Genomic DNA, 11,653 nt, shown 5'->3' with positions numbered 1-11,653 from the left:
GGATTTCATACGGGATTTACCCGCGCTTTCGCCCTATATGGCGGAAAGACCGGCAAATTACCAGACTGTTGCGGCGCAAACCGGACAGCGCTCAGGCGGAGGGTACGTCGAAAACCTCACCGGGGCGCATGGGCCGGAAACGGCTTTCCTCCACACCCTGTTCCACAAGCGCCGTTTTCAGCGCCGCAAGTGGCGCATCGACAGCCTCGTCGGTGAGTTGCACCGTACCCCAATGATGGCCGCAGACATGCGCGGCACCGCAAAGCTTCATGCCCTCAACGGCTTCCGCCGGGTTCTGGTGCTGGCCTTTCATGAACCAGCGCGGCTCATAAGCACCAAAAGGCAGGTTGGCGAGGCGGAATTCGCCATGTTTCTTGCGCGCAGCGTGATAATTGAGGCCTTCGTGAAAGCCGGTATCGCCGATGTGGTAGATTTTCCCACCCGGCCCCTCGATGACGAAGGCAGCCCACAATGCCATGCTGCGGTCGTTGAGCCCGCGGGCTGACCAGTGGTGGCACGGTTCGAAATGAATTTTGACCGACCCCGCCTCCACGACATCGCCCCAGTCGCCCACCTTGATACGCGCCGCCTCCACGCCGGTGCGAATGATGGCGTCATTGCCGAGCGGCGTGATGAAAAGCGGCTTGTGCGCCACATGCAGCCGCTTCAGCGTTTCCATATCCAGATGGTCGTAGTGATTATGCGTCAGCAGAACCAGATCGATGGGCGGCAGATCCTCGAAACGGATGCCGGGCGGATTGACGCGCTTGGGACCGGCGAAACTGAACGGACTGGTACGCTGCGACCACACCGGATCGACGAGAATATTCAACCCTGCCGTCTGGATCAGAAAGGAGGCATGGCCGACGAAGGTGACACGGATATTCTTGCCATCAACCCGGCTTTCCGGCTTTGCGAAAGGAAAAGGGCTCGGATAATTTTCCGGCCACGTAGCGCGCTCACCATTGAAGCGCCATTTCAACAGGCCCATGAAATTGCCGGGCGGCGAGCCGCCGGGATTGAAGAAGCGCACCCCGTCGAAATGATCGGAGATCGGCCCGCTATAATAGGCGCTGGCGTTCGAACGGCGGGCAAACAGCGCCCCGCCCGCCACAGCGAGCAATCCAAGGGTTGAAAAACGAAAGAAATTTCGACGGTTCATGCTAAAGGTATAGGGAGCGGAATGGTGCCGTTCAAGCCGCGCCAATCGCGGTTTGCAGCCGATCACACAAAGATGAAATGCAAGGCCGCACGGCTGAAAACCGGCAACGCCTTGACTTTTCCAGCGCTTTCCTGTTTATCCCCGCCAATCAGCTGGCAGTTTCACGACTCCAAGCCGCCGACCGGGACCCGCAGAGGTATAAAGAGATCCCGGAGGTCAACACCCGACAGCGCGATGCGCCCTCGGGTGCTTTTTGGCTTTGCGTCTTGTTTTTGCCAGCGAAAGCACCGACGTTTCGGAAACCCCGGAACGAAGAAGGAAGAAACGATGTTTGAAAACCTCCAGGACCGCCTTGGTTCCATTCTGAATGGACTGACCGGCCGTGGCGCGCTGACGGAAGCCGATGTTGCCGCCGCCCTGCGCGAGGTTCGCCGCGCGCTTCTGGAAGCGGACGTGGCGCTGGAAGTCGTGCGCTCCTTCACCGACAAGGTGCGTGAAAAGGCCGTTGGTGCCGCCGTCCTGAAGTCCATCAAGCCCGGCCAGATGGTCGTCAAGATCGTGCATGACGAACTTGTCGAGATGCTCGGCACCGAAGGCGTCTCGATCGACCTGCATGCGGCCGCCCCCGTCGTCATCATGATGGTCGGTCTGCAGGGTTCTGGTAAAACCACCACGACAGGCAAGATCGCCAAGCGCCTGACCGACCGCGAGAAGAAGAAGGTGCTGATGGCATCTCTCGACACGCGCCGTCCGGCCGCACAGGAACAGCTTCGCCAGCTGGGCGTCCAGACCGGTGTCGACACGCTGCCGGTGATCGCCGGCCAGTCGCCGACCGATATCGCCGCGCGCGCCGTGCAGGCGGCCAAGCTCGGCGGCCATGACGTCGTCATCCTCGATACCGCCGGCCGTACCCATATCGACGAACCCTTGATGCTGGAAATGGCCGACATCAAGAAGAAGTCCAACCCGCATGAAATCCTGCTGGTCGCGGATTCGCTGACCGGTCAGGACGCCGTCAATCTGGCGCGCAACTTCGATGAGCGCGTTGGCATCACCGGTCTCGTGCTGACCCGTATGGACGGCGACGGACGCGGTGGTGCGGCCCTCTCCATGCGTGCCGTCACCGGCAAGCCGATCAAGCTGATCGGTATCGGCGAGCGCATGAACGAACTCGACGAGTTCCATCCGCGCCGTATCGCCGACCGTATTCTCGGCATGGGCGACATCGTCTCGCTGGTCGAAAAGGCCGCCGAAAACATCGATGCGGAAAAAGCCCGCGCCATGGCCGAAAAGATGGCCAAGGGCAAGTTCGACCTCAACGATCTCGCCGACCAGCTTGGCCAGATGAAGAAGATGGGCGGCATGGGCGGCATCATGGGGCTGATGCCCGGCATGGCCGGCATGAAGGACAAGATGGCTTCGGCCGGCATGAACGACAAGATGTTCGACCGCCAGATCGCCATCATCTCCTCGATGACCAGGGCGGAACGCGCCAATCCCGATATTCTGAAGCACAGCCGCAAGAAGCGCATCGCCGCCGGTTCCGGCACGGATGCCGCCGAAATCAACAAGCTTTTGAAGATGCACCGCGGCATGGCCGACATGATGAAAGCCATGGGCGGCAAGGGCAAAGGCGGCATCATGAAGCAGATGATGGGCGGCCTGGCGGGCAAGATGGGGCTCGGCGGCATGGGCGGCGGTATGCCTGATCTGTCGAATATCGATCCGAAGCAGCTCGAAGCGCTCCAGAAGCAGGCTGAAGCCGCCGGTCTCGGCAAGCCGGGCGCAATGCCCGGTCTTGGCAGCCTGCCGGGTGGATTGCCTGGTCTTGGTGGCGCCAAGCTGCCGGGTCTTGGCGGTATGCCGGGCCTGCCCGGCTTCCCGAAAAAGAAGTGAGGGGACGCCAGTGAACAACACAGAAGTGAAAGCCCAGCTTTCCGAATACCGCCAGTCGATCGACAATATCGATGCCGCACTGGTTCACATTCTTGCCGAACGTTTCCGCTGTACCAAGGCGGTGGGCGTGCTGAAGGCAAAGTACAATTTGCCGCCGGCAGACCCGGCGCGCGAGGAATACCAGATCGAACGCCTTCGCCATCTGGCCAAGGACGCCAATCTGGACCCGGATTTCGCCGAGAAGTTCTTGAACTTCATCATCAAGGAAGTCATCCGGCATCATGAAGCAATCGCCGCCGAACATGGCGGTAACGAAAAGACCGCCTGAACGGCGGATAAACTACCTCAAGGAGTAAACAACATGGCACTTAAAATTCGTCTCGCACGCGGTGGTTCCAAGAAGCGCCCGTATTACCAGATCGTCGTTGCAGACGCCCGTTCGCCCCGCGACGGCCGTTTCCTCGAGAAGGTCGGTTCCTGGAACCCGATGCTCGCCAAGGACAACCCGCAGCGCATCGAGCTGAAGGCTGACCTCATCAAGGAATGGATCGCCAAGGGCGCACAGCCGACCGACCGCGTTCTGCGCTTCCTCGCCGAAGCCGGTCTTGCCGAGCGCGCCGCTCGCAGCAACCCGGAAAAGGCAAAGCCGGGCAAGCGCGCCCTGGAACGCGTTGCTGAAAAGAAGCAGAAGGCTGAAGATGCAGCCGCTGCTGCTGCGGAAGCCTCTGCTGCAGAATAATCTGCACGGTAACTTTTGAAAAACGGGTGGCGTGGTTTTCCATGCCGCCCGTTTTTTGTTTATTTTGGCGTCAACAAACCTTAAAGCTGACGCAACCAACACCAGAAGACGGACGGCCCGATGGCAAAGCTGGAAAACCCGGTACTCATGGCAAAGATCGGCGGCGCGCAGGGCCTGCGTGGCGAAGTCCGTGTCAGCACCTATACGGCCGACCCGATGGCGCTCGGCGACTATGGCAATCTGGTTACCGCCGATGGCCGCATCTTCGAAATCCTGGAAGTCCGCGAAGGCAAGAATGTCGTCGTTGTCCGTTTCAGGGGTATCAACGACCGCAATGCGGCGGAGAGCCTGAACGGTCTGGAACTGTTCGTCGACCGTGACAATCTGCCTGACGACGAACTTGACGATGACGAGTTTTATTATGCCGATCTCGAAGGGCTGGAAGCCGTCGATGCTGAAGGCAAAAGTTATGGCGCCGTCAGCGCCGTTTACGATTTCGGCGCAGGTGACCTGCTGGAGTTGAAAGGTGCGGGCCGTCGCCCTGCCCTCATTCCCTTTTCGGAAGCGGCCGTGCTGGAAATCGACCTGGAAGCCGGCCGCATTCTCATCGACCCGATGGCCGCCGGCCTGATCGATAATCCCGACGACAAGGACGAAACCGGCGTATCGCCGTTCGGCAAGACATAAATCCATGACCTTCAAGGCTACCGTTCTGACGCTCTACCCGGAAATGTTTCCGGGACATCTCGGATATTCTCTGGCAGGCAAGGCGCTGGAGCGGGGGCAATGGTCGCTGGATGCCGTGCAGATCCGCGAATTTGCCACTGACAGACACAGAAGCGTGGATGACACACCGGCAGGCGGCGGCGCCGGCATGGTGCTGAAACCCGATGTGCTGGCAGCAGCCATCGACCAAGTTTCGGATGGCGACATGCGGCCGCGCCTGCTGATGAGCCCGCGTGGCAAACCGCTATCGCAGAACCGCGTGCGCGAACTGGCGGCGGGTGAAGGCGCGATCATCGTCTGCGGTCGCTTCGAAGGCGTCGACCAACGGGTGATCGACGCGCGTGGGCTGGAGGAGGTGTCTATCGGCGATTACATCCTCTCTGGCGGCGAGCCGGCGGCCCTGACGCTGCTGGACGCCGTCGTCCGCATACTGCCTGGCGTCATGGGCAATGATCTTTCCGGCGTGCATGAAAGCTTCGAGGGCGGGCTGCTGGAACATCCGCATTATACCCGCCCGCAGGTCTGGGAAGGCCGCGACATTCCCGCTATCCTCACATCTGGCAATCATGCCGTCATCGACAGGTGGCGGCACGAACAGGCTCTCGCGCTGACCAAGGAAAGACGGCCAGACCTTCTCAAAAAAGCTCAGGCCGAGACGAAATAATAGGCCGTCAATATCAGACCCACCGCAATCACCAGCCAGCGGATGATCCATTGCGGTACCCGCCTTGCGGTGTGAACGCCGACATAGCCGCCAAGCGCTGCCGCCGGAAACATGATGAGCGCAGCCCACCAGGACACGACGCCGCCGCTGACGAAGATCGCGATTGCAATAACGGCGATCACCACCGACAACAGGTTCTTCAGCGCGTTCAGGTGATGATAGCTACCGCCCGAGGTTATTCCGAGGATGGCGAGCATCATGATGCCCATGCCGGCACCGAAGAAACCACCATAAATGGATGCAAGCCCCTGAAAGGCGAGGCTTGGCAGATTGCCGGGCGAACGCTCGGCACTCGTCTTGGGGCGCAGCCACGGGCCAGCAGCGAAAACGGCAGTAGCCGCCAGAAGCAGCCATGGCACCAGTTGGCGAAAGGATGGATTGTCAAGCGATAGCAGCAGCAAAGCCCCCCCGAGCCCACCGACAACGGACACCGCCGACAGCAGGATCGCCTCACGCCAGTGCGCACGAATTTCCGGCCCATAGGCGATCACGGAGGTAATGTAGCCCGGAAACTGCACGATTGCCGACGTAGCATTGGCAACGATGGGCGGCAGGCCGGCAAGCGTCATCGCCCCAAAGGTCAGGAAAGTGCCGCCACCGGCAATCGCATTGACGACACCAGACAGAAAGCCGGTCGCAAACAGCATGAGAACGATGAAAACTGACATGGCCCCTCCCAAGGTACTCATGCCATATCCGGCAAGACGCCCCTTCGCAACTGCTGCGAGGCAACGCATAATTGATAAAATTTTGTCATGAAAGGGATGACAAACGACGCATGCTAGTATATGTGCGCGCTTGGAATTGGGGTTTACCCCTTTAACCGCAAGCAAAGAATGGCGAACCCGCTCCTGCCGCAAGGCATGGTCTGAAGGCATTGACCGACAGACGAACGTTGAGCGCTCTGGCTGTTTCAGAAGAAATCAGAGGTTAATATGACCAATATCATTCAGCAGCTGGAAGCCGAACAGGCTGCCAAGATCGAAGCAAAGCGTACCCTGCCGGACTTTTCTCCGGGCGACACGCTGCGCGTCAACGTTCGCGTGACGGAAGGTAACCGTACCCGCGTTCAGGCTTACGAAGGCGTTTGCATCGCCCGTTCCGGCGGCGGCCTTTCCGAAAGCTTCACCGTTCGCAAGATTTCCTACGGCGAAGGCGTCGAGCGCGTATTCCCGATCTACTCCCCGCTGGTTGAAGGCGTTGAAATCGTTCGCCGCGGTAAGGTTCGCCGCGCGAAGCTCTACTACCTGCGCGATCGTCGCGGCAAGGCTGCCCGTATCGTTGAAAACACCGGTACGCGCGCCCGTAAGCTGAACGAATCCGAGCGCCAGGCAGCAGCCGAAGAAAAGGCACGTCTGGAAGCCGAAAAGGTAGCAGCAGCACAGGCTCTCGCCGCCGAGAAGGCAGCAGCCGAAGCCGCAGAAGCCAAGGCAGCGGAAGAAGCAGCAAAGGCTGCAGAAGCCACAGCGGAATAAGATTTCCATTTCAATGGATTTACGGGAAAGGCGGCCTTCAGGCCGCCTTTTTTGTTGTGCCGACGTGACTTGCCCTTGCCCCGGCAAGCGTGCATTTTCAAAAAAATCGTTTCCGGAGGCTCCCATGATCGCCAGACGTCCGCTTCTCGCCGCCTTTACCGCCTTGGCCATGGCGCCCACGCTCGCCAGTGCCGCCGATCTGCCGGATCTGAAGGGGCGCACCGTCGTCGTCGTCACGGAAAACGCCTATCCGCCGTTGCAGTTCATCGATCCGAAATCCGGCGAGGCCATCGGCTGGGAATATGACGCGATGAAGGAAATCGCCGGGCGGCTGAATTTCAAGCTCGAATACCAGAACATCTCCTGGGATGCGATGATACAGGCGGTTTCCGCCGGGCAATACGACATCGGCATGACCGGCATCAGCATCAAGGACGACCGCAGGCAAAAAGTGGATTTTTCCACCCCCTATATGCGATCGGAAATGTTCATGCTGGTGCGAGCCGACGAGGCCCGCTTCACCGATGCGAAGAGTTTCGCCGCCTTCGAAAAAGGCCTTGTCGGTGCACAAGCCGGCACGACACCCTTCTACACCGCCGTTTACGATGTTCTTGATGGCAACGAACAGAATCCGCGCCTGCGGCTGATGGAAACCTTCGGCGCCAGCGTTCAGGCGTTGAAGACCGGCGATGTCGATCTGGTCTTGACCGATGGCGTCGCGGGTAAGGGTTATGTCGATGCTTCGAGCGGCACCTTGAAGCTGGTTGGCGGGCCATTGGGCGGAGACGATTTTGGCTTCATCTTCAAGAAGGGCTCGGATCTCGTCGCCCCTGTCAATGCCGCGATTGCAGCCCTGAAGGCAGACGGCACCTTTGCCGCGCTGGATAAGAAGTGGTTCCTCGACTACAAGCTCGGCGAATGACGCTCCACGACACTCCCCCGCGACGGACTGGACCAAACGGCAAGAGCGAGGATTTTCCGTGGTGGCTGGTCACGATCATTTTGATCGGCATCGCCCTTGCGGTGGTGATCGCAGTGAATGGCATTTACGCTCAGGTTTTCAGCACCGTCGCCAAGGGTATCGGCATCACGGTCTCCGTCACGCTTGCCGCTTTCACGCTGGCGGCACTGTTAGGCCTCGCTCTCGCGCTGGTCGGCATGGCCGACAATATCGTGCTGCGGCAGGTGGCGCGATTTTACATAGAGGTCGTTCGCGGCATCCCGATCATCGTCCTGCTGTTTTACATCGCCTTCGTGGGCACACCGGGGCTGGTGGCACTCTACAATTGGCTGACCTTTCCGCTCGTCACCAATGGCTGGCTGGAGCCGTTGATGGTGCGGGATGTGTCGCTGACCTGGCGGGCGATCATCGCACTGACGATCGGTTATGCCGCCTTCATTGCGGAGATTTTTCGCGCCGGCATACAGGCCGTCCCGGAGGGGCAGATCGAGGCGGCAAAGGCCCTTGGCTTCAGCCGTTACCGGCGTTTCAGGCTGATTATCCTGCCACAGGCGATCCGGACGATCTTTCCGCCGCTTTCGAACGATTTTGTTTCGATGGTGAAAGACAGCTCGCTCGTCTCGGTGCTGGGCGTCACCGATATTACGCAAATGGGAAAAGTCTATGCGGCGGGTTCTTTCCGGTTTTTCGAGACCTATTCGATCGTCGCCTACATCTACCTGATCCTGACCATCGGCCTGTCGCTGATGCTGCGGCGGATCGAAAAGGCGATGCGCTCAAAACGCGGATGAGTGAACGCGACAGCCGGCAGAACCGGCTGTCGTATTGACAAAGGAAATCAGGCCGTCTTGGCCTGATCACCCATTTTACGCGCGGCGATGATGACCAGCACGCCCGCAAGCGCCAGGCAGAAGGCGAGGAAGAACATCGGCGCAATCGTGCTGCCGGTCTGATCCTTGATCCACGGCACCACATTCTGCGCCACGAAGCCACCGAGATTACCGACGGAATTGATGGCGGCAATGCCGGCGGCCGCACCTGCACCCTTGAGGAAGCGGCCGGGCAGGCTCCAGAACACCGGCTGGCCGGCAAAGATACCCGCAGCGGCGATGCAGAGGAAGCTGAACTGCAGGACCGGATCGCTTAGCAGCGCCGACATCAGCAGGCAGAACGCGCCAACGAAAGCCGGGCCGACGATGTAGGGCGTCTTGTTCTTCGCCTTGTCGGCAGCGTTAGGCACAACGAACAGGGCAATAGCCACGATCACCCACGGGATGATGTTGATGAAACCATTGGCGGTGTTGGAAACGCCGAAGCTCTTTACGATCGTCGGCAGCCAGTAGCTGAGACCATAGGCGGCCAGCGGAAAACCAACATAGCAAAGCGCCATGAACAGCACGCGCGGATTGATCAGCGCCTTGAAGCCATCCTCCGCATGCTCTTCCATGCCCTTGTTTTCTTCAGCCAGCCGGTTCTTCAACCAGTCCTTTTCATCCTGCGTCAGGAACTTCGCCTTTTCCGGCGTATCATCCAGATAAAAGAAAGTGGCGATACCGGCGATGACGGCAGGAATACCGGTTGCCAGGAACACCCATTCCCAGCCGGCGTAACCGAGGAAACCATCCAGATCGAGCAGCATGCCGCCAAGCGGCGCACCAATCGCATTGGCAAGCGCGCTGAAAATCATGAACAGGCCAATCATGCGGCCGCGATAATCACGCGGGAACCACAGCGTCATCAGGAACAGCACACCGGGGAAGAAACCAGCCTCGCAGAGCCCGAGCAGGAAGCGCAGGATGTAGAACATCGTGGCGTTCTGCGTATAGGCAAGCGCGATGGTGACCGCACCCCAGGAAACCAGAATGCGGGCGAACCATTTGCTGGCGCCGAAACGGTTTAGGAACAGATTGCTCGGCACTTCGAAGATGAAGTAACCGATGAAGAACAGCGAGGCGCCAAGCCCGTAGGCATATTCGCTGAGGCTCAGCGCATCGACCATCTGCAGCTTGGCATAGCTGACATTCTGGCGGTCGATATAGGCGATGAGGTAGAGAAGGCCAAGAAACGGCATCAGCCGCCAGGTGATCTTCGAGATGAGGGCTTTTTCGGATACCATATGCTTTCCTCCCTTCGATTTCTCGTCGAATGCAAATGATAAGGGAACCCATCTATATGTGCAGCGCAAAATACGCAAGTTGCGCTGCATCATAACCATTGGAACGCGTTATGAGACCGGCATTTACTGTTGACGCAGCGCATATGAACGACACCCTGACGGCCAGTAAGCATTCATATTGCCGTAAAACTGCCGATCTGCTATGAAAGTTGCCATGGGATCTAAATTCGGATGTCTCGCTCAGAATGTTTATGTGCTGCAGGACCACAAGCGTCTGCCGGCACGTTTCTTTGCGCGCGTTTCCGGGGCGCTCACCAGCCGACTTAGGCTCGCCTGACAGCACCTGCTGTCCATCGCCTTACTGAACCCTGATTACCCTTTTCCATGACAAGGCATAGAGCCATGAGCGCACCCCGCACTTTGTATGATAAAATCTGGGACGACCACGTCGTCAATCGTGACCCGGACGGAACCTGTCTTCTCTATATCGACCGTCACCTGGTCCATGAGGTGACGAGCCCGCAGGCTTTCGAAGGCCTGCGCATCGCCGGCCGCCCGGTGCATTCGCCGGCCCGCACGCTCGCCGTGGTTGACCACAATGTCCCGACCACCGCTGACCGGCTGGAAGGCATCAAGAATGAGGAAAGCCGCATTCAGGTGGAAGCGCTTGCGCAGAACGCCAAGGATTTCGGTGTCGAATATTATTCCGAACGCGACAAGCGCCAGGGCATCGTCCACATCGTCGGGCCGGAACAGGGTTTTACCCTGCCGGGCATGACGATCGTCTGCGGCGACAGCCACACCTCCACCCATGGCGCTTTTGGCGCGCTGGCGCATGGTATCGGCACATCGGAAGTGGAACATGTTCTGGCCACCCAGACACTGATCCAGAAAAAGGCCAAGAACATGCTGGTGCGTGTCGATGGCAAGGTTCCGGAGGGCGTGACCGCCAAGGATATCATCCTCGCGATCATCGGTGAGATCGGCACGGCCGGAGGCACCGGCCACGTGATCGAATTTGCCGGCGAGGCGATCCGATCGCTTTCCATGGAAGGCCGCATGACGGTTTGCAACATGACCATCGAGGGCGGCGCCCGCGCCGGTCTGGTCGCACCGGACGAGACCACCTTCGACTACATCAAGGACAAACCGCGCGCGCCGAAGGGCGAAACGCTGGAACAGGCCATCGCCTACTGGAAGACGCTGAAATCCGACGAAGGTGCCCATTATGACAAGGTCGTGGTGCTGGACGCCGCCAATCTGCCGCCCATCGTCTCCTGGGGCTCATCACCGGAAGACGTGACTTCGGTCGAAGGCGTCGTTCCCAATCCTGATGATATCGAGGAAGAAAACAAGCGCACGTCCAAGTGGCGCGCGCTGGAATATATGGGCCTTCAACCCGGTACCCGCATTACCGATATCGCCGTTGACCGCGTCTTCATCGGCTCCTGCACCAATGGCCGCATCGAGGATTTGCGTGCAGCGGCGAAAATCGTCGATGGCCGCAAGGTAGCCCCCACCGTCTCGGCCATGATCGTGCCCGGCTCCGGTCTGGTCAAGGAACAGGCGGAACAGGAAGGCCTGGACAAGATTTTCCTCGACGCCGGTTTCGAATGGCGTGAACCGGGCTGCTCCATGTGCCTTGCCATGAATGACGACCGTCTGAAGCCCGGCGAACGCTGTGCCTCCACCTCGAACCGCAATTTCGAGGGCCGTCAGGGTTACAAGAGCCGCACCCATCTCGTTTCCCCGGCAATGGCGGCGGCGGCGGCAATCGCCGGTCACTTCGTCGACGTGCGCGAATGGCAATAAGAGCCTGAGCCACCCATCAGAAAAGCCATCCGCCCCAAACGG

12 protein-coding genes are annotated in these 11,653 nt (G+C 59.4%); 9 read left to right on the top strand and 3 right to left on the bottom strand.

Going from position 1 to position 11,653, the window contains the following annotated elements:
* Window positions 1–91 precede the first annotated feature (91 nt).
* On the bottom strand, window positions 92–1,162 hold the full coding sequence (locus AKG12_RS10385; protein WP_080842473.1) for an MBL fold metallo-hydrolase: 1,071 nt from the start codon (window positions 1,160–1,162) through the stop codon (window positions 92–94).
* A 327-nt stretch (window positions 1,163–1,489) separates the two neighbouring features.
* Between AKG12_RS10385 and ffh the strand changes: the two genes are divergently transcribed.
* The 5 genes from ffh (at window position 1,490) to trmD (ending at window position 5,187) form a co-directional block, all read left to right on the top strand.
* The gene (gene ffh / locus AKG12_RS10380; RefSeq protein ID WP_052818721.1) at window positions 1,490–3,058 is read left to right on the top strand and encodes a signal recognition particle protein; all 1,569 of its coding nucleotides are present in this window, start codon (window positions 1,490–1,492) and stop codon (window positions 3,056–3,058) included.
* Between the two features lie 10 nt (window positions 3,059–3,068).
* Window positions 3,069–3,386, top strand: a complete 318-nt coding sequence (locus AKG12_RS10375) for a chorismate mutase (protein WP_046799590.1) — start codon at window positions 3,069–3,071, stop codon at window positions 3,384–3,386.
* Between the two features lie 33 nt (window positions 3,387–3,419).
* Window positions 3,420–3,797 carry a 30S ribosomal protein S16 gene (rpsP, locus tag AKG12_RS10370; RefSeq protein ID WP_003505093.1) on the top strand — a complete coding sequence of 126 codons (378 nt, stop codon included), beginning with the start codon at window positions 3,420–3,422 and terminating at the stop codon, window positions 3,795–3,797.
* 120 nt (window positions 3,798–3,917) lie between these two features.
* Entirely contained in the window at window positions 3,918–4,484 is a 567-nt protein-coding gene (gene rimM / locus AKG12_RS10365; protein WP_046799591.1) for a ribosome maturation factor RimM, read from the top strand.
* A 4-nt stretch (window positions 4,485–4,488) separates the two neighbouring features.
* On the top strand, window positions 4,489–5,187 hold the full coding sequence (gene trmD, locus AKG12_RS10360; protein WP_052818720.1) for a tRNA (guanosine(37)-N1)-methyltransferase TrmD: 699 nt from the start codon (window positions 4,489–4,491) through the stop codon (window positions 5,185–5,187).
* Here the strand turns inward: trmD and AKG12_RS10355 are convergent.
* Window positions 5,169–5,915 carry a sulfite exporter TauE/SafE family protein gene (locus AKG12_RS10355; RefSeq protein ID WP_046799593.1) on the bottom strand — a complete coding sequence of 249 codons (747 nt, stop codon included), beginning with the start codon at window positions 5,913–5,915 and terminating at the stop codon, window positions 5,169–5,171. The two genes, trmD and AKG12_RS10355, sit on opposite strands and share 19 nt — an antisense overlap.
* A 267-nt stretch (window positions 5,916–6,182) precedes the next feature.
* Here AKG12_RS10355 and rplS point away from each other — a divergent pair, with 267 nt between their 5' ends.
* The 3 genes from rplS (at window position 6,183) to AKG12_RS10340 (ending at window position 8,474) form a co-directional block, all read left to right on the top strand.
* Window positions 6,183–6,722 carry a 50S ribosomal protein L19 gene (gene rplS, locus AKG12_RS10350; RefSeq protein WP_046799594.1) on the top strand — a complete coding sequence of 180 codons (540 nt, stop codon included), beginning with the start codon at window positions 6,183–6,185 and terminating at the stop codon, window positions 6,720–6,722.
* Between the two features lie 124 nt (window positions 6,723–6,846).
* Window positions 6,847–7,644, top strand: a complete 798-nt coding sequence (locus AKG12_RS10345) for a transporter substrate-binding domain-containing protein (protein WP_052818719.1) — start codon at window positions 6,847–6,849, stop codon at window positions 7,642–7,644.
* Window positions 7,641–8,474, top strand: a complete 834-nt coding sequence (locus AKG12_RS10340; RefSeq protein WP_046799596.1) for an amino acid ABC transporter permease — start codon at window positions 7,641–7,643, stop codon at window positions 8,472–8,474. Before AKG12_RS10345 ends, AKG12_RS10340 begins: the two co-directional genes overlap by 4 nt.
* 47 nt (window positions 8,475–8,521) lie before the next feature.
* Here the strand turns inward: AKG12_RS10340 and AKG12_RS10335 are convergent, their stop codons facing one another.
* Complete coding sequence (locus AKG12_RS10335; RefSeq protein WP_046799597.1) at window positions 8,522–9,799, bottom strand: MFS transporter; 1,278 nt, start codon at window positions 9,797–9,799, stop codon at window positions 8,522–8,524.
* 402 nt (window positions 9,800–10,201) lie between these two features.
* Here AKG12_RS10335 and leuC point away from each other — a divergent pair, with 402 nt between their 5' ends.
* Entirely contained in the window at window positions 10,202–11,611 is a 1,410-nt protein-coding gene (leuC, locus tag AKG12_RS10325; protein ID WP_046799598.1) for a 3-isopropylmalate dehydratase large subunit, read from the top strand.
* Window positions 11,612–11,653: the final 42 nt, after the last annotated feature.

The sequence above is a fragment of the Agrobacterium sp. SUL3 genome (assembly GCF_001263295.1).
GTDB classification, from domain to species: domain Bacteria; phylum Pseudomonadota; class Alphaproteobacteria; order Rhizobiales; family Rhizobiaceae; genus Agrobacterium; species Agrobacterium tomkonis.
This window is presented reverse-complemented; position numbering and strand designations above follow the sequence as displayed.